General features: G+C 66.3%; 17 protein-coding genes. 10 read left to right on the plus strand and 7 right to left on the minus strand.

From position 1 onward, the window contains the following. Positions 1–3 precede the first annotated feature (3 nt). The 4 genes from sphst_RS17255 to hppD all read right to left on the minus strand — a co-directional run bounded on the left by sphst_RS17255 (position 4) and on the right by hppD (position 4390). On the minus strand, positions 4–1605 hold the full coding sequence (locus tag sphst_RS17255) for a carboxyl transferase domain-containing protein (protein WP_107045878.1): 1602 nt from the start codon (positions 1603–1605) through the stop codon (positions 4–6). A 31-nt stretch (positions 1606–1636) separates the two neighbouring features. Next, positions 1637–2803 carry an isovaleryl-CoA dehydrogenase gene (locus sphst_RS17260; RefSeq protein ID WP_031394480.1) on the minus strand — a complete coding sequence of 389 codons (1167 nt, stop codon included), beginning with the start codon at positions 2801–2803 and terminating at the stop codon, positions 1637–1639. A 68-nt stretch (positions 2804–2871) separates the two neighbouring features. Next, positions 2872–3303, minus strand: a complete 432-nt coding sequence (locus tag sphst_RS17265; RefSeq protein ID WP_442800412.1) for a Rieske (2Fe-2S) protein — start codon at positions 3301–3303, stop codon at positions 2872–2874. 16 nt (positions 3304–3319) lie between these two features. Next, positions 3320–4390 (minus strand): 4-hydroxyphenylpyruvate dioxygenase, encoded by a 1071-nt coding sequence (hppD, locus tag sphst_RS17270; RefSeq protein WP_031394482.1) that lies wholly within the window; start codon positions 4388–4390, stop codon positions 3320–3322. A gap of 88 nt (positions 4391–4478) precedes the next feature. Here hppD and sphst_RS17275 point away from each other — a divergent pair, with 88 nt between their 5' ends. Further along, complete coding sequence (locus sphst_RS17275) at positions 4479–4976, plus strand: MarR family winged helix-turn-helix transcriptional regulator (protein ID WP_031394483.1); 498 nt, start codon at positions 4479–4481, stop codon at positions 4974–4976. Here sphst_RS17275 and sphst_RS17280 read toward each other — a convergent pair. Further along, positions 4931–5818, minus strand: a complete 888-nt coding sequence (locus tag sphst_RS17280; RefSeq protein WP_031394484.1) for a LysR family transcriptional regulator — start codon at positions 5816–5818, stop codon at positions 4931–4933. The genes sphst_RS17275 and sphst_RS17280 overlap by 46 nt on opposite strands. Positions 5819–5910: 92 nt before the next feature. Between sphst_RS17280 and sphst_RS17285 the strand changes: the two genes are divergently transcribed. From sphst_RS17285 to sphst_RS17325, 9 genes are all read left to right on the plus strand, one after another. Beyond that, entirely contained in the window at positions 5911–8037 is a 2127-nt protein-coding gene (locus sphst_RS17285) for a malate synthase G (protein WP_234387726.1), read from the plus strand. 87 nt (positions 8038–8124) lie between these two features. Further along, a complete protein-coding gene (gene hmgA, locus sphst_RS17290; RefSeq protein ID WP_031394487.1) occupies positions 8125–9423 on the plus strand; it encodes a homogentisate 1,2-dioxygenase in 1299 nt (432 codons plus the stop codon). Beyond that, positions 9420–10061, plus strand: coding sequence for a maleylacetoacetate isomerase (gene maiA / locus sphst_RS17295; RefSeq protein WP_031394488.1), 642 nt, complete (start codon positions 9420–9422; stop codon positions 10059–10061). The genes hmgA and maiA overlap by 4 nt, the downstream gene beginning before the upstream one ends. A 114-nt stretch (positions 10062–10175) precedes the next feature. Further along, a complete protein-coding gene (locus sphst_RS17300; protein WP_107045879.1) occupies positions 10176–11288 on the plus strand; it encodes a glycosyltransferase family 4 protein in 1113 nt (370 codons plus the stop codon). Next, complete coding sequence (locus sphst_RS17305; RefSeq protein ID WP_056407780.1) at positions 11285–12208, plus strand: glycosyltransferase; 924 nt, start codon at positions 11285–11287, stop codon at positions 12206–12208. Before sphst_RS17300 ends, sphst_RS17305 begins: the two co-directional genes overlap by 4 nt. After that, the gene (locus tag sphst_RS17310) at positions 12205–13308 is read left to right on the plus strand and encodes an acyl-CoA dehydrogenase family protein (RefSeq protein ID WP_107045880.1); all 1104 of its coding nucleotides are present in this window, start codon (positions 12205–12207) and stop codon (positions 13306–13308) included. Before sphst_RS17305 ends, sphst_RS17310 begins: the two co-directional genes overlap by 4 nt. After that, positions 13305–13997 (plus strand): PIG-L deacetylase family protein, encoded by a 693-nt coding sequence (locus sphst_RS17315; protein WP_234387727.1) that lies wholly within the window; start codon positions 13305–13307, stop codon positions 13995–13997. Before sphst_RS17310 ends, sphst_RS17315 begins: the two co-directional genes overlap by 4 nt. Beyond that, the gene (locus sphst_RS17320) at positions 13981–14559 is read left to right on the plus strand and encodes an SAM-dependent methyltransferase (protein ID WP_031394864.1); all 579 of its coding nucleotides are present in this window, start codon (positions 13981–13983) and stop codon (positions 14557–14559) included. The genes sphst_RS17315 and sphst_RS17320 overlap by 17 nt, the downstream gene beginning before the upstream one ends. Continuing rightward, the gene (locus sphst_RS17325; RefSeq protein ID WP_031394865.1) at positions 14556–15398 is read left to right on the plus strand and encodes a glycosyltransferase family 2 protein; all 843 of its coding nucleotides are present in this window, start codon (positions 14556–14558) and stop codon (positions 15396–15398) included. The genes sphst_RS17320 and sphst_RS17325 overlap by 4 nt, the downstream gene beginning before the upstream one ends. On the opposite strand, the gene sphst_RS17330 is transcribed toward sphst_RS17325, so the two are convergent. Together sphst_RS17330 and sphst_RS17335 are read right to left on the minus strand one after the other, a co-directional pair. Beyond that, positions 15395–16711 (minus strand): sensor histidine kinase, encoded by a 1317-nt coding sequence (locus sphst_RS17330; RefSeq protein ID WP_031394866.1) that lies wholly within the window; start codon positions 16709–16711, stop codon positions 15395–15397. The genes sphst_RS17325 and sphst_RS17330 overlap by 4 nt on opposite strands. After that, positions 16708–17376, minus strand: a complete 669-nt coding sequence (locus sphst_RS17335; RefSeq protein WP_056675974.1) for a response regulator — start codon at positions 17374–17376, stop codon at positions 16708–16710. Before sphst_RS17335 ends, sphst_RS17330 begins: the two co-directional genes overlap by 4 nt. Between the last annotated feature and the right edge of the window lie 12 nt (positions 17377–17388).

Genomic DNA, 17388 nt, shown 5'->3' on the forward strand with positions numbered 1-17388 from the left:
GGCTTACATCCTGAACACACCGAACGCGGGGCGTTCGGCGATGGGAGCGTTGAGCGTCGCGGCGAGCGCGAGGCCGAGCACGTCGCGGGTCTGCGCGGGATCGATGATCCCGTCGTCCCACAGCCGCGCGGTCGCGTACCAGGGATTCCCCTCGTCCTCATATTTCTGACGAACCGGCGCCTTGAACGCTTCGGCCTCCTCCGCCGTCCAGTCGTCCGCGTCGCGGTGAACGGTGGCGAGGACCGAGGCCGCCTGTTCGCCGCCCATCACGCTGATCCGGCTGTTCGGCCAGCTGAACAGAAAGCGTGGCGAATAGGCGCGTCCGCACATGCCGTAATTGCCGGCGCCGAAACTGCCGCCGATCAGCACCGTTATCTTCGGCACGGTCGCGGTCGCGACTGCCGTCACGAGCTTTGCACCATGTTTGGCAATGCCTTCCGCCTCATACTTCCCGCCGACCATGAAGCCCGAGATGTTCTGGAGGAACAGCAGCGGTACCTTGCGCTGGCAGGCGAGCTCGATGAAATGCGCCCCCTTCTGTGCGCTTTCGCTGAACAGGACGCCGTTATTGGCGAGGATTGCGACGGGGAGCCCGTGGATATGCGCGAACCCGCACACCAGCGAGGTACCATAGAGCGCCTTAAATGCATGGAATTCGCTGCCATCGACCAGTCGTGCGATCACTTCGTGAACGTCATAGGGTGCGCGCACATCCGACGGCACGACACCGTAAAGTCCCTCGGCCGCGTATTTCGGCGGGCGGGCCGGTTGCTGGTTCACCGTGACAGGGACCTGTGGCGGCAAGGTCGAGACGATGTCGCGAACGATCGTCAGCGCGTGGTCGTCCGATTCGGCGACATGATCGACGACGCCCGACCGCCGTCCATGCGTGTCCGCGCCGCCGAGGTCCTCCGCGGAAATCACCTCGCCCGTCGCCGCCTTGACCAGCGGCGGCCCAGCGAGGAAGATCGTGCCCTGCCCGCGGACGATGATCGTCTCGTCGGACATTGCCGGGACATAGGCGCCGCCCGCAGTGCAGCTCCCCATCACACACGCGATCTGCGGTATCCCCAGCGCCGACATCTGCGCCTGGTTGTAGAAAATCCGGCCGAAATGCTCGCGATCGGGAAACACCTCCGCCTGATGGGGCAGGTTCGCTCCGCCACTATCGACGAGATAGATGCACGGCAGACGATTTTCCTGTGCGATTTCCTGCGCTCGCAGATGTTTCTTGACAGTCAGCGGGAAATAGGTCCCTCCCTTCACCGTCGCATCATTGCACAAAATCATGCACTGCCGCCCGGCCACGCGGCCGATCCCCGCAATCACTCCCGCGCCGGGGACCGCGTCGTCATACAGGCCATTGGCAACAAGTTGGCCGATCTCGAGAAACGGCGAACCCGGATCGAGCAAGCGCTCGACCCGGTCGCGCGGCAGCAGCTTGCCACGCGCAACGTGCCGGTCGCGCGACCGGACGTCCCCGCCGAGCGCGACGCGCGCAACGTCGTCGCGCAGGCGCTGGGCGAGTGCGCGGTTGTGCGCCGCATTCGCCTGGAACGTCTCGGCGTCGACCGAAAGCTTCGTATCGAGGACGGGACCGCTCACCGTTCACCCCGCCGCGACCTGATCCGCACGCTCATTGCATCACCTTGGGCGCGGCACCGATAAGTTCGCGTCCGATCAGCATCCGGCGGATCTCGTTTGTTCCCGCGCCGATGTCGAGCAGCTTGGCGTCGCGCATGAAACGCTCGACCGGCCAGTCCTTGGTATAGCCCGCGCCACCCAGAGCCTGGATCGATTCCAGCGAGACCTTCACCGCGCTCTCGCTCGCCAGCAGGATCGCGCCCGCTGCGTCGAACCGCGTCGTCTTGCCCGCATCGCAGGACCGCGCGACGGCATAGACATAGGCACGTGCGGAACTCAGCGCGACATACATGTCGGCGACCTTCGCCTGGATCAGCTGGAACTGGCCGATCGCGGTCCCGAACTGCCTGCGTTCGCGGACATAGGGGATGACCACGTCGAGACAGGCCTGCATGATGCCGAGCTGAATGCCCGCGAGCACCGCGCGCTCATAGTCGAGGCCCGACATCAGCACGCCGACGCCGCCATTCTCCGGTCCCATCACCGCGTCGAACGGCACGTGGCAATCGGTGAAGACGAGCTCGGCAGTCGGGGAGCCCCGCATGCCCATCTTGTCGATCTTCTGCCCGATCGCGAAACCCGGCATGTCCTTCTCGATCAGGAAGGCGGTGATCCCCTTCGATCCCTCGCCCGTCTTCGCATAGACGACGAGCGTATCCGCATAGGCCGCGTTGGTGATCCAGAACTTGGTGCCGTTCAGGACATAGCCGCTCTCGGTCCTCACCGCCTTCAGCTTCATCGACACGACGTCGGATCCCGCCCCGGCCTCGGACATTGCCAAGCTTCCGACATGCTCGCCCGACACCAGCTTTGGCAGATATTTCGCCTTTTGCTCGGCATTGCCCCAGCGACGGATCTGATTGACGCACAGATTGGAATGCGCGCCATAGCTCAAGCCGATCGACGCCGATGCGCGCGACACTTCTTCGACCGCGACAACATGCTCGAGATAGCCGAGCCCGAGCCCGCCATACTCTTCCTCGACGGTGATGCCGTGAAGCCCCAACTCGCCCATTGCCGGCCAGAGCTCGCGGGGAAACCAGTCGTCCGCATCGATCTTCGCAGCCAGCGGAGCGATCTTCTCCTTCGCAAAACGCTGCGTCGTGTCGCGGATCATGTCCGCGGCTTCGCCCAGCGCGAAGTCGAAATCTGGCGTCACGAAACTCTCCTTACCGTATTAATCCCGTGGCTTGCCGGGCTGTTCTCTTTACCGTTCTCGCCCGATGCTCAGCGAGGGTCAGGGACCGCAGCCGTCGCGCCGAGCGTCGTGATCACGCCGTCTACGACCGTGATCGGCCAGACCGCAAGCGCTTGACCCACGCAGGGGCCGCCGACGCAGCGGCCATCGTCGATTCTGAACAGTGCGGAATGCCATCCACAGACGATCAGGTCGCCATTCGGGCTCAGATAGTTGTCGAGGGCGCGCGCCAGTGGCAGTCCGGCGTGCGGGCAGCGATCGACATAGCCGACGACGCCGTCACCGCGCCGGACCGCAAAGCCGTGGAACCGCCCCGCGCGCATCTGCACGACATAGCCTCTCGACTGGCCGGGTGCGATCGCCTCGATCGACCCGAGCGCGATCCCGGCCGGCGTGGCGAGCAGCCGCACCGACGACGGCGCATCGCTCACGGCACTGTCGTCGCCCGGCTGGCCCTGCATGTCCGTCATGACGTCGTCACGCGTCGACCGTGATCACCCCACGCCGGATCTGGTCGAGTTCAATCGACTCGTACAGCGCCTGGAAGTTGCCGTTGCCGAACCCCTCATTGCCCTTGCGCTGGATGACCTCGAAAAAGATCGGCCCGAACAGCGGTTCGGTGAAGATCTGGAGCAGCAGCCCCTCCTCACCGACATTGCCGTCGAGCAGGATCCGGTTGCGCCGCAGCCGCTGGAGATCCTCGCCATGGTTCGGCACGCGCTTGTCGACCAGTTCGTAATAGGTCTCGATCGTGTCCTGCAGCCGGACGCCGCGAGCCCGCAGTTTCTCGACGGTCGTGTAGATATCGTCGGTGGTCAGCGCGAGATGCTGGATGCCTTCGCCATTATAGTCGCGGATGAACTCCTCGATCTGGCTGTGGTCGTCCTGGCTCTCGTTCAGCGGGATCCGGATCGCGCGATCGGGCGCGATCATCGCCTGGCTGAACAGGCCCGTCGCCTTGCCCTTGATGTCGAAATATTTCTGCTCTTCGAACCCGAAAATCTGACCGTAAAAGGTCGACCAGGTCCGCATCTGCCCGCGCTTTACGTTATGGGTAAGATGGTCGAGCAGATCGAGACCGACCGAATTCTCGGCCTCGGCCTCTGCCGCGCCCGGGATCTGATCCCACGCATCGTACAAGCTGCCCGCGCCGCCATGACGGTCGACGAGATAGAGCAACGATCCGCCGATCCCCTCCAGCGCGTAGCTCTCGTCGCCCAGCGCCCCAAGCGACGCATCGGCCGCCTTCGCACCGCGTGCCAGCGCAGCGTCGAAGGCCGCCTTGGCATCCGAGACACGGAACGCCATGCCATTGGCCGAAGGACCATGGTCGGCGCGGAACGTCGCGGCCTGCCCCGTCGGCTCAGCGTTGAGCAAGAGGTTGATGCGACCCTGTTTGTAGCGGGTCACTGCCTTGGTCGGATGCCGGGACGCGGGCACGAAACCCAATTGCTCGAACTGTTTGCCCATCGCCGCCGGATCGGGCGATGTGAACTCGCAGAACTCGAACCCATCCAACCCCATCGGGTTGACGTCCATATGCTCCATGATGCGACAGCCTCTCACAGCTTTATAGTATCGTTGGATACCAACTGCGCGTTTGCGCAGATCGTGTCAACTGATACTATCCCATGCCATGACCGCTTCATCCGACCGCCCACTTCTGCTCGACGACTTCATCCCGTTCAGGCTGTCGTTCACGTCGAACCTCGTCAGCGACACGATCGCACGCAGCTATGAATCGCTGTTCGGTCTCTCGATCCCCGAATGGCGGCTGGTCGCCGTCATAGCCGAAACCGGCGGCATTACGCAGGCGGAAATCGGTCATCGTACGCGCATGGACAAAGTTACCGTAAGCCGCGCGGCCATCGCGCTCGTCGAGCGCGGCCTTCTCGAACGGCGCGCCAATGCCAGCGACCGTCGCTCGCACCTGTTGATGCTCAGCGATGCCGGGCGCACGCTTTACGCTGCGGTCGCACCCAAGGCACGCGATCTGGAGGCGCGGATCTTTGCACAATTCGATCCGACTGAGGTCGCCGCGTTCACAGCGATGCTCCGCCGGATCGACGCGGTGACCAGCGCGCTCGATCAGCCGGCCCAGGGCGGTGACGGTGTCCACAACGTCCGCAAATAGTCGAGCAGCGCGACAACCGACGACGGCACTGCGCCGCGCGGGTGCAGCGCGAAGATCCCGACATCCGCGCTCCCCTCGATTGCCGGCAGGACGCGAACGAGCCGCCCCGCCGCCAGATCGCTGCTGACGTCCCACAGCGACCGCAGCGCGATCCCCACGCCCGAAAGCGCGAGTTCTCTCACGACCTCGCTCGAATTCGTGCGGACGTGGCTCGCGGCATCGATCGTGAAATCGCCGTCAGGCCCCGTCAGCCGCCACGGCATTTGGCCGCGCGCCGCGAGCAGGCGATGATCACCCAGCGCCGCCGCGCTGCCAGGAATGCCCGCCGTCTCGAGATAGGCGGGTGCGGCACACAGGACCCGGCGGCTGTCGCCCAGCCGGTGCGCGTCATAACCTCGCTCGACCGTCGGCGCGATCCGGATCGCGAGGTCGATCCCTTCGCCGAGCAGGTCCGAAAAGCCGTCGGACAGGTTCAGCTCGAGCGCAATGTCGTGATGTGCATCGAGAAAGGGCTTGAGCCTCGGCGCGATATGCAAGCGCCCGAACGACGTCGGTGCGCTGACGCGGAGCGGACCGCTCGGCCCGGCGGCCCGGTCGCCGACCCGCCCGTCGGCCTCCCGGATTGCGGCAAGGATCGCGACCATGTCCGCGTGATACCGCTCGCCTCGCGCCGTAGGCTCGAGCCGCCGTGTCGTACGATTGAGCAGCCGCACTCCGAGCCGCGTCTCTAGCCGGACGATCCGTTTCGATACCATCGCTGGAGAGATGCCGCGCAAGCGGGCAGCCCCGCTCAGGCTTCCTGCCGCGACGACGTCGACGAACAAGGCAGCATCCGGATCCATTCATTCCCCCAGTGATCGACAGCTTCAACACTTGATCGTCTACCGAACAGCCTGGCGGTCGTATAGGATGATCGTCAGATAGGGAGAGAGCGATGAGCGCGACGTCAGACGGCATGATCGACAAGGCGGGGCTGCGTGTCGCGGCACCGCTGGCACGGTTTCTCGAGGACCAGGCGCTGCCCGGCACCGGGGTCGCCCCGTCCGCCTTCTGGTCCGGAATGGCCGACATCTACGCCCGCTTCGCACCCGAAAATCGCGATCTGCTTGCTCGCCGCGATGCGCTGCAGGCGAAGATCGACGCCTGGTACGACGCACTTGACGGCCGCCCCGTCGATCCGGATGCCCAGGCGCGCTTCCTCCGTGAGATCGGTTATCTCGTTGAGGAGCCTGCGCCGTTTGTGGCGACCTCGACCCGCGTCGATGACGAGGTGGCACGGCTGGCAGGCCCGCAACTCGTTGTGCCCATTCTCAATGCCCGGTTCGTTCTCAACGCCGCAAACGCACGCTGGGGCAGCCTGTACGACGCGCTCTACGGCACCGACGTGATCCCCGGAACGCCGTCCGGTCGGGGTTATGACCCGGACCGCGGTGCACAGGTGATCGCCTGGGCCAAGGCGTTCCTCGATACCAGCGTGCCGCTTGCGACGGGTTCGTGGACCGACTGGGACGGCAGCCCGCCCGTGCTGGCACAACCGGATCAGCTCCGCGGCCATGCCGGCAGCACGATCCTGTTGCGCCACAATGGCCTGCACGTCGAACTCGTCATCGATCGCGATCATCCGATCGGCGCGTCCGATCCCGCCGGACTCGCCGATGTCCGGCTCGAATCCGCGCTCACGACGATCGTCGACCTCGAGGATTCGGTCGCAGCGGTCGATGCCGACGACAAGGTCGCGGCCTATGCCAATTGGCTGGGCCTGATGAAGGGTGATCTGGAGGCGCAGTTCGACAAGGGAGGTCAGACGCTGACCCGGTCGCTGGAGGACGACCGGCGCTACACCGCGCAGGACGGATCGGAGATCGTCCTGCCGGGACGAAGCCTGTTGTTCGTCCGCAATGTCGGCCATCTGATGACCACGCCCGCGATCCATCTGCCCGATGGGACGGAGGCGCCCGAGGGCATTCTCGACGGGATCGTGACCGCGATGATCGCGCTGCATGATCTGAACGGCACCGGTCGCTTCCGGAACAGCCGCCAGGGTTCGATCTACATCGTCAAGCCGAAGATGCACGGCCCCGACGAAGCGGGCTTCACCAATCGGCTGTTCGACGCGGTCGAGGATCTGCTCGGCCTCGACCGCCACACGATCAAGGTCGGCGTGATGGACGAGGAACGCCGCACTTCGGCCAATCTGGCCGCCTGTATCGCCGCGGTGAAGGACCGCATCGTGTTCATCAACACGGGGTTCCTCGATCGCACGGGTGACGAGATGCACACCGCGATGCGCGCCGGACCGATGATCCGCAAGAGCGAGATGAAGGCCAGCGCCTGGATCGCCGCCTATGAGGATCGCAATGTCCAGATCGGCCTCGCCTGCGGCCTCAGCGGTCGCGCGCAGATCGGCAAAGGCATGTGGGCCGCACCCGATCGCATGGCGGACATGCTCGACCAGAAGATCGCGCACCCGATGACCGGCGCCAACACCGCCTGGGTCCCCTCACCCACCGCGGCGACGCTCCACGCGACGCATTACCACCGCGTCGACGTCTTGGCGCGGCAGGCGGCACGACAGAGCGAGCCCGTCACGCCGCTCGAGAAGCTGCTGACGATCCCGCTGGCACACGGCCATAACTGGTCCCCCGACGAGATCCGCGACGAGCTCGAGAACAATGCACAGGGCATTCTCGGCTATGTCGTGCGCTGGATCGACCAGGGCGTCGGCTGCTCGAAAGTGCCGGACATTCATGACATCGGCCTGATGGAAGATCGCGCGACCCTGCGGATCAGCTCGCAACATATGGCGAACTGGATGCTCCACGGCATCGCAACGCCCGCCGAGGTCGATGCCGCCTTTGTGAAGATGGCGGCCAAGGTCGATGCGCAGAATGCTTCCGATCAGCACTATCGGCCGATGGCAGGGCACGAAGCAACCAGCCTTGCCTATCGCGCCGCGCGCGCGCTCGTCTTCGAAGGGCTTGATCAGCCGAACGGCTATACAGAACCCCTGCTCCACCGCTTCCGGCAGGAAGCAAAAGCAGCGCAAACTGGTAACAGTTGACACCATATTGGCCGGGGGCCATCGTCCTTGGCGAAACCCCCGGCCCCCGCGGCACGTCGAACAGGGGTGCGCGAGGAGAGTGTTACGATGGCCAATGACCCGGCCGCCACCGGCTATATTTCGGGTTTCGGCAACCATGTCGCGACCGAGGCCGTCGCAGGCGCGCTGCCCATCGGCCGCAATGCGCCACAACGGCCCCCCTTCGGGCTGTACACCGAGCAGCTGTCGGGCACGGCCTTCACCGCACCGCGTCACGAGAACCGGCGGAGCTGGCTGTACCGCATGCGCCCGACCGCCGAACATCCGCCCTATGTCCGATATGACGGCGCTGCACGTTTCGCGGCGGACGCGCAGGACGGTCCGCTGGCGCCCAACCGGTTGCGCTGGGACCCGAGCGCGCCACCCTCCCCGGGCACCGACCTGATCGACGGCATGACGACGATGCTCGCCACCCGCGATCCTGCGGATCTGGAGGGCGTCGCGGTCCACCTCTATGCCGCCAACCGCGACATGACCGCGCGGGTCTTTGTCGATGCCGATGGCGAATTGCTCTTCATCCCCCAGGCGGGGCGGCTCGAACTTCTGACCGAGCTCGGGCGGATCATGGTCGCGCCCGGCCAGATCGCGCTCATCCCGCGCGGTGTTCGTTTCCGGGCTTTGCTACCCGATGGGCAAGCAACGGGCTATGTCGCGGAAAACCATGGCGCCCTGTTCCGTCTTCCCGATCTTGGTCCGATTGGCGCGAACGGGCTGGCCAATCCGCGCGATTTCGAAACGCCGGTCGCCTGGTTCGAGGATCGCGACACGCGGTTCGAGGTTATCCAGAAATTCATGGGAGCGCTGTGGTGCACGACGCTCGAGCACAGTCCGCTCGACGTCGTGGCGTGGCACGGCAATCTGGCGCCGTGGCGTTACGATCTCGCGCGGTTCAACACGATCAACACGGTGAGCTTCGACCATCCCGATCCGTCGATCTTCACCGTTCTGACCTCGCCCTCCGACGTACCCGGGCGCGCGAACGCCGATTTCGTCGTCTTCCCGCCGCGCTGGATGGTCGCCGAGGACACGTTCCGCCCGCCCTGGTTCCACCGCAACGTCATGTCCGAGGCGATGGGGCTGATCCACGGCGCCTATGACGCCAAGGCGGCCGGCTTCACGCCCGGCGGTCTGAGCCTGCACAATCTGATGGCAGGCCACGGTCCCGATCTCGATAGCTGGACCGCCGCTACGAACGCCGATCTCAAGCCGCACAAGATCGACGGGACCATGGCCTTCATGGTGGAGAGTTGCTGGCCCTACCGACCGACGCCGCATGCGCTGGAACATGCCCAGCTCGATTATGACGCTGTCTGGGCCGATTTCCCCAAGGCGGTGCTGCCGGCATGATCCTGCACGGCTATTGGCGGTCGACAACCTCCTACCGCGTGCGGATCGCGCTGAACCTGAAGCAGTGCTCCTATGAGCAGCGCACGCACGATCTCAGGACCGGCGCGCAGCGTGACGCGCGCTATCTCGCGCTTAACCCGCAAGGGCTGGTGCCCGCGCTCGACATTGGCGACGGCACGATCCTGACGCAGTCGCCTGCCATCCTCGAATGGCTCGACGCGACCTATCCGGCGGCGCCGCTATTGCCCGCCGATCCGATCGAGGCCGCGATCGTGCGCGGCATTGCGGCGACGATCGGGTGCGACATTCATCCGGTCAACAATCTGCGGATCCTTGATGCACTCAGGACAGATTTCGCCGCGACGCCCGATCAGGTATCAGCCTGGATCGCGCGGTGGATGACCGCGGGATTCGATGCGATCGAGCCACAGATCGCTCGCCACGGCGACCGCTATGCCTTTGGCGCCACGCCGACGCTGGCCGACTGCTATCTCGTGCCGCAGGTCTATGCGGCCGAACGCTTCGCCGTCGATCTCTCACGCTACCCCTGTCTGGCCACCGCCGCCGCGAACGCCGCGACCCTGCCGGCCTTCGCCGCTGCACATCCCGACATGCAGTCTGACCGTGACCCGCTATAGTATTGATATAGATTAGCACAAACGCGGTGCGAGTAGCGGACATAAAAGCCGAATTGATGCGTTTCTCACCGAATCGACGCGACCTAGATCGTGATCGCTGGTGAAGGGGTCGGAATGCGAATCGCGATTATTGCGCATCTCAAATATGCCATCCGCGAGCCTTTTGCCGGTGGCCTCGAGATGCATACGCACCTGTTGGCTACCGCGTTACGCCGACGTGGACATGCGGTCACAGTATTCGCATCGATGAAATCCGATCCGGCAATGGGGCTCGAGGCAATCTGCGACGAAACCTCGCTTCTCGAAACCGGCACCGCCGAAGCGCAGGACGTGACGTTCTTCCGCGAACACCATGCCTATCTGCGGCTGATGAGCATGCTAAGAAATCGACGGTTCGACGTCATCCACAACAACTCGCTCCACTATCTTCCCGTCTCGATGGCGGAAACGCTCGATACGCCGATGGTCACGACGCTGCACACACCCCCGTTCTGCTGGCTGGAAAGCGGCATCCGCCTCTGCAAGTCACCATCGATGCGCTTCGTTGCCGTATCTGATACGATCCGTAGTCTGTGGAGCCACGTGACGCCGATCGACCGGACGATCCCGAACGGCATCGACCTTGCGAGCTTCCCCTTCCAACCTGCCGCAAGTCCCGACCGCTATCTCGTCTGGTATGGGCGGATCGTCGCCGAAAAGGGCCTTCATCTGGCGATCGACGCGGCGAGGGTGGCAGGCTATCCGCTCCGCATCGCCGGACCGATCTCCGATCCGGATTACTATGCAGCCGAGATCCTGCCGCGGCTCGGCGCCGACGTCACGCATGTCGGGCATCTCGAGCATGCGGCACTCGGCGCGCTCGTCGGCGGCGCGAGTGCGTTCCTCTGCACGCCTCGCTGGGAAGAACCGTTCGGGCTGGTGGTCGCCGAAGCCCTCGCGTCCGGGACGCCCGTCGCCGCCTTTGCGCGCGGCGCGATTCCGGCGCTCCTCGACGAGTCCTGTGGCACGCTCGCACGCGCGGACGATGTCGCATCGCTCGCGGATGCCGCGCGGCGGGCGGTGCTGCTCGACCGCCGCGCCTGCCGCCTGCGCGCGGAGGCGATCTGCGACGCCGACGTCATGATCGACCGCTATGAGGATTTATACGAAGAGATGATCCAGCCGACACGCCACGCCGCACGGGGCCGCGCGTCTGACTATCCGATCACGTTGACGGGGGCGGCATGACGGACGCCCGCTTTTGCGTGTGCGTGCCCGCGCGTGACGAGGCAGACCGCCTGCCAATTCTGCTCGACGCCCTTGCGCGGCAGGACTTCGATGGACCGATCCGCGTCTCGATCTTGATCAATAACACCGTCGATGACAGCGTCGCCGCGGTGGCCCGGGCACAGGCCGCCTGGGGCGAGCGACTGCATCTCGCCGTAGCGTGCCACGATCTTCCGCCCGAGCGTGCGCACGCCGGCACCGCACGACGCCTGGCGATGGAGGCTGGCTTGGCACGCATCGATCCGGATCGCGGCGTTCTCATCTCCACCGATGCCGATACCCGGCCGCCGTCAGACTGGATCTCGGCGATGCTTCGCGCGATCGACGCGGGGCTTGATATCGTCGGCGGCCGGATCGTCGTCGACGATGCCGAACCGCTCGCCGCGGACATGGATGCGATGCAGGTCAAGCTCGACCGCTACTGGGCCTGTGTTCGCGCGATCGAGGACGACATCGATCCGTGCCGCTGGGATCCGGCGCCCCGTCACGGCGACCATACCGGCGCAAGCCTGGCGATTCTTGCCCCGCTCTACCGTGCGGCGGGCGGTGTCCCCGCTATCCCCGCCGGGGAAGACCGCGCACTGGTCGAGGCGGCGGTCGCGGCAGGCGGTCGGCTCGGTCATCCGATGAGTGTGTGGACCCGTGTGTCAGCGCGCACCATCGGTCGCGCGACCGGGGGCATGGCGGACCATATGCAGGCGCTGTCCGTCCGCGTGGCGCGCGGCGAGCCCACTTTTCTGCCGTCGTTCGATCAGTGGCGCGCACGCGCGGCGTGGCGACGGATGCGACGCGACCAGCCGGGCGGTGAGGCCGGGGTCGCGCGCGATGAACCCCTGCTCCCGCCAATGCGCTGCGACATGCCGCTGGGGCTCGACCGATGAGTGGCCCGACTGCACGGCCGGCCCCCGCTACGCCGTCCCTCGACCTCGTCGAGACGCTCGCGTCCTGCGGCGAGCGTTATGATGCCGCCCCGATGTTTCCCGCGGACAGCATGGCAGCTCTGGTCCGCCACGGCCTGCACCGGCGGTTCGCCCCGCGGGAGCTTGGTGGGCAAGCCAATGGTGCACCGGATGAGCTGTTCGATGCGCTGCGGACGGTCGGACGCGGTGACCTTAGCGTCGGGCGGCTGTTCGAGGGCCATGTCAACGCGCTCGCGCTGTTCGACTGGTATGCATCGGCGGATCAGCTCGCTTGGCTCGATACCGAACTCGACCGCGGCGCCTGGTTCGGCGTCTGGGCGACCGAGCCTCCGCCCGGCGTCGCGGTAACCGACGGTCCTGACGGCCCTGTGCTCGATGGGGCCAAGCACTTCGCAAGCGGCGCCGGCGGTATCGATTACGCGATCGTCACCGCGCGTCCGGCGGCGGGCCAGCGTCCGATCGTCGTCATCCCGGCCGATGATCCCGTGCGTACCGACGCGTCCCGCTGGCGCGTGCGCGGCATGCGCGCGAGCATGAGTGGTCGCTACGAATGTTCGGGCTATCCCGCCGGCGTCATGCAGACGCTAGGCGCACCGGGCGACTATGACCGCGAACCCCGGTTCACCGCGGGCGCATGGCGGTTCCTGGCGGTTCAGCTTGGCGGCATGGAGGGGCTACTGACCGAGACCCGGCGCGCCTTGTCCGACACTGCACGCGGCGATCCCGTCCAGCGTGCGCGCTTTGCCGAGGCGGTCGTTGCCGCGCGCACCGCCTATCTGTGGATCCGCGAGGCTGCGGGACGTGCCGCGCGTGAGGAGGCCGACGCCACCATCTTCGTCCAGATGACTCGCGGGGTCGTCGAACGTGCCGCGCTCGACGTCATGGAAGCCACCGCGCGTCTTCTCGGTACGCGCAGCGCGTTTGATGGTGAGCGCGCGGACAAGATCAGCCGCGACCTTAGCCTCTATCTGCGTCAGGCAAGCCCTGATTATGCGCGCGATCAGGCGGCGCTCGCCTGGCTCGACCGCGACGTCTGGGGCGCCGGCGACCGCTTGTGGTGACCCCCGCGACTGCACTGAGCCGAAGTCCTTGGCACAGCGCGCGGTGGCTGGTGCTCGCGCCGCACGCCGATGATGAAACGCTCGGCACGGGGGCATTGATCGCCGATACGGCGGCGCGCAATCGCCTTGCCGGTGTAATGATCCTAACCGACGGATCGGGTTCGCATCCCTGCCCGACGCCGGCGGACCGTAGCACGCTCATCCGGCGACGACGCGGTGAGGCACGGCATGCCGTCGCGCTGTTGACCGGCGAACGGCGGATCGTCCCGCGGTTTCTCGACTGGCACGATGCAAACCCGCACCGCCCCGGAAGCACCGCGTTCCGTCGATCCGTGCGGCAACTGGCGGCCCTGTTGCGCCGGCACGCGGTCGACGCGATCGCGACAACCGCGGCAGGCGAGCCGCATTGTGACCATGCCGCGTGCTTCACGCTTGCGGTGCATGCTGCGCACGCGGCGCGCAGGCCGGTCGCGATTTTCGAATATGCCGTCTGGGGCGAACGCCCCGAAGGGAAGCGCGTCGTCCGTACCGCGGCGATGCCGACCGCCCGGCGCAGCGCCGCGCTCCGTGCCCACCGCAGCCAGTTGACTGGATTGATGGGCGACGGTTTTCGCCTGCCGCGCGCGCAACAGCGTATGCCGGGCACCGATCTCCTCTATCTGGCGAGCCGACATGCGACCCGACCATAGCCTCGACGCGCGCTATTTCGATGACGTCTTCACCGGCGACGACGATCCCTGGTCACTCGCCTCGAGCCCGTATGAAGCCGCAAAGTTCGATGCGACGATCGCCGCTATCGATGATCGGCGCTATCGTTCGGCCTTGGAGATCGGCTGCGCCCACGGCGTGCTGACCGCGCGGCTTGCGCCTTTGTGCGATACCCTGACCTCGATCGACATCAGCCTGCGCGCCGTCGAGCTTGCCCGGTCGCGCTGCGCCGCACTGCCCAATGTCACGATCGCCCGCTGTGGCTTCCCGGCCGAGACGCCGGACGGCGCGTTCGATCTCGTCGTGCTGTCGGAGGTCGTCTATTACTGGGACGACGCGGATATCGAGCGCGCAGCCGCCGCAATCCGCGCCAGCGCCACGCCCGATTGCCGGATCATACTCGTGCACTGGACAGGCGATTCCGACTATCCACAGACCGGCGACGCAGCCGTCACCAAGCTACGGGATCGGCTCGGCGGCGTCGCGGTCGAGCGCGCCGAAAGAAAAGACGCGTACCGCCTCGACCTGTGGTCCCTGCGATGACGCCGCTCTCAGTCCTGAGCCTCGTCAAGGACCGCGAACCCCATCTGATCCAGCTGGTCGAGGGTCTGAAACGGAGCGCGGTCGCCCCCGCCGAACTGATCATCGTCGACATGAGCAGCGACCCGGTCGCGCAGCCGGAGGCGCCCTTCCCCGTCCACGTCCATCGGCTCCAGACCGGCACTCTTGCGCTTGCCGCCGCGCGCAACCTTGCAGCACGGCACGCAACGTCTGCACATCTGCTGTTCCTCGACGTAGACTGTATCCCGATGGCGCAGTGCCTTGGCAGGATGGGTGCGGTACTCGATGCGGACGATGCGTTGCTCTGCGCGGATATCCGCTATCTCGGACCCGACGACGCGCGTTCGACATGGAACGAAGAGGTCCTGCTCGCAACCGGGCGGCCACATCCGGTGCGCAGCTTTCCCGCAACGGGCACGCGGCGCGAAACCAATCCCGGCCTGTTCTGGTCGCTGGCGTTCGCGATCCGCCGGTCGCGGTTCGATGCGCTTGGTGGCTTCGACGAGGCTTTCGTCGGCTATGGCGCGGAAGACACCGATTTCGGCTTTCGCGCCGAGCATGCACAAACCCCGCTGATCTTCGTCGGCGGGGCCATCGCCTGCCATCAGTATCACGACAGCTATGATCCGCCCGTCCAGCATCTCGACGACATCGTCCGCAACGCGACGATATTCCACGCGCGGTGGGGCTGGTGGCCGATGCAGGGCTGGCTCGACGCGTTTGTCGCGATGGGGCTCGTCGACTATTGCGATGACGGCATCCGCATCCTGCGCCGTCCAAACGCCGCGGACCTGATCGCCGCGCATTCGGGACAATCCTAGACCGCGGTACCGATCGGCATGGTGACCGAAGCCGAGAGCCCGCCGCCCGCGGCATCGTCGAGGACCAGCACGCCGCCATACAGCGCCGCGAGTTCGCGCGCGATCGCCAGGCCGAACCCATGACCATCCTCGCGTTCGTCGAGCCGCACGCCGGCTGAGGTCGCCCGCTGACGGTCCGCCAGCGCGATGCCCGGGCCATCGTCGATGACGCTGAGCCGGATCATGCCCTGATCGACCCTCGCGGCGACACGCACCGTCGTTCGCGCATGCTGCGCGGCATTGTCGATTAGATTGCCCGCCATCTCGTCGAGATCCGCGGCATCGACCGCGACGTGCAGCTCGGGATCGATCGCCGCATCGATCACGACGCCGCGTTCCATCCTCAGCCGCCGGATCGTCGACATCAGATCGGCGATCGCGGGGGCGAGTGCGGTGCTGCTCGCATGACCGCCGGCGATGTTGCGTGCGCGGGCAAGATGATGCCGGATCGTTGCGTCGATCCGGGCAAGCTGCGCCGCCTGGGCGGGATCGTCACGCACCGTTAGCGCAAGCGTCGCGACCGGGGTTTTCAGCGCATGCGCCAGATTGGCCGCCGACGCGCGCGCGGTCGCGAGCGCCGACGCGTTGTCCCGCGCGAGTGCGTTCAGTTCGATCGCGAGCGGACGAAGCTCGTCGGGCTGCGCTTCGGACACACCCGCGGCCCCCCTGCGCATCGCAGCGACGCCGTCGCGCAACGCGCGCAGCGGTCGCAACCCGATCCGCACCTGCACCAGCGTCGCAACGCCCAGCAGGATGCCAAGGATGCCGAGCGTTGCAAGCAACGGCACCACCGCCGACCGGATCGGTCGGGCGACGACGTCGCGCGGTGCGGCTGCGGTCAACACCATCGGCCCCGCGTCCGTCGCGATCGAAATCCGTCGGGCATGGATTCCGTTCCGCCCTTCCAGTGGTTGCGGACGCGCCTCCCCTTCCCCGCGCAGCGAGTCTCGCGGTGCCGGGCCGGGCGTCCGCAGCGTCGGAAATTCGGCGGAACTCACTGTTTGTGCCGGACCGCTGATCTGCCATTGCCAGCCGGGGCCGGCATCGAGCAGGCCGCGAAGCCGCGTCAGTCGCGCCCGGTCGATCCGCCCATCGCCATCGACCGCACCGGCCAGCAGCGACAATTCGGCATCGAGCCGCTGGTCGAGCCCCTGGGTGACGAACCGCTGCAACACGCCGGCGATCGCCGCACCCGCGACCACGAGCGCGACGAGCGTAGCGAGCAGCGAAAGGCCGAGCATCCGCCCATGAATCGATCGCGGGATCAGCCTCATCGGGGTGTCGGCGTCGCGAGCCGGTAACCGCGACCGCGCACGGTATCGATCAGCGACGCACCGATCTTCTTTCTCAGTCGACCCACGATCACCTCGAGGCTGTTCGAGTCGACATCCGCATCGCCCTCATAGACGCGCTCCATCAGCGCCAGCCGCTCGATCACCGCGTCCTTCGACAGCATCAGCGCCGAGAGCACCCGCCATTCGAGCGCAGTCAGCTTGACCGGCAAACCGTCGAGCTCGAACTGGCCGGTCTGCGTCTCGAATGCGAGCGGACCGCATTCGAGCCGTGTGGCGCCATGCCCCGCCGCCCGGCGCACCAGCGCACGCAGCCGCATGACGAGTTCCTCGACGCGGAACGGCTTGGTCATGAAGTCGTCGGCCCCCGCCTTGAACCCCGCCACCTTGTCCGACCATCCGTCGCGCGCGGTGAGGATCAGCACAGGAAGGTCGCGCCCCGCCGCCCGCCAGTCCCGCAGGATCGTGACGCCGTCTCGGCCCGGCAGGCCAAGATCCAGCACGGCGGCGTCATAGGCCTCGGTGTCGCCCAGATGCCCCGCATCGACGCCGTTTGCGGCAAGATCGACCGCGCAATTCTCGCCTCGCAAGGCCTTGGCCAGCGCGGGGCCGAGATCGGGATCGTCCTCGACGAGCAATATACGCATGACGACCTCGCT

It is taken from the genome of Sphingomonas sp. STIS6.2, from assembly GCF_000732685.2.
GTDB lineage: Bacteria > Pseudomonadota > Alphaproteobacteria > Sphingomonadales > Sphingomonadaceae > Sphingomonas > Sphingomonas aerolata.

What these genes read in the sequence shown, in the direction of transcription:
- sphst_RS17280 (WP_031394484.1), bottom strand. Translation starts at nt 5,818, where the DNA reads ATGGATCCGGATGCTGCCTTGTTCGTCGACGTCGTCGCGGCAGGAAGC.
- sphst_RS17325 (WP_031394865.1), top strand. Translation starts at nt 14,556, where the DNA reads ATGACGCCGCTCTCAGTCCTGAGCCTCGTCAAGGACCGCGAACCCCAT.
- sphst_RS17275 (WP_031394483.1), top strand. Translation starts at nt 4,479, where the DNA reads ATGACCGCTTCATCCGACCGCCCACTTCTGCTCGACGACTTCATCCCG.
- hmgA (WP_031394487.1), top strand. Translation starts at nt 8,125, where the DNA reads ATGGCCAATGACCCGGCCGCCACCGGCTATATTTCGGGTTTCGGCAAC.
- sphst_RS17330 (WP_031394866.1), bottom strand. Translation starts at nt 16,711, where the DNA reads ATGAGGCTGATCCCGCGATCGATTCATGGGCGGATGCTCGGCCTTTCG.
- sphst_RS17320 (WP_031394864.1), top strand. Translation starts at nt 13,981, where the DNA reads ATGCGACCCGACCATAGCCTCGACGCGCGCTATTTCGATGACGTCTTC.
- sphst_RS17310 (WP_107045880.1), top strand. Translation starts at nt 12,205, where the DNA reads ATGAGTGGCCCGACTGCACGGCCGGCCCCCGCTACGCCGTCCCTCGAC.
- sphst_RS17305 (WP_056407780.1), top strand. Translation starts at nt 11,285, where the DNA reads ATGACGGACGCCCGCTTTTGCGTGTGCGTGCCCGCGCGTGACGAGGCA.
- sphst_RS17300 (WP_107045879.1), top strand. Translation starts at nt 10,176, where the DNA reads ATGCGAATCGCGATTATTGCGCATCTCAAATATGCCATCCGCGAGCCT.
- hppD (WP_031394482.1), bottom strand. Translation starts at nt 4,390, where the DNA reads ATGGAGCATATGGACGTCAACCCGATGGGGTTGGATGGGTTCGAGTTC.
- maiA (WP_031394488.1), top strand. Translation starts at nt 9,420, where the DNA reads ATGATCCTGCACGGCTATTGGCGGTCGACAACCTCCTACCGCGTGCGG.
- sphst_RS17335 (WP_056675974.1), bottom strand. Translation starts at nt 17,376, where the DNA reads ATGCGTATATTGCTCGTCGAGGACGATCCCGATCTCGGCCCCGCGCTG.
- sphst_RS17285 (WP_234387726.1), top strand. Translation starts at nt 5,911, where the DNA reads ATGAGCGCGACGTCAGACGGCATGATCGACAAGGCGGGGCTGCGTGTC.
- sphst_RS17265 (WP_442800412.1), bottom strand. Translation starts at nt 3,303, where the DNA reads ATGCAGGGCCAGCCGGGCGACGACAGTGCCGTGAGCGATGCGCCGTCG.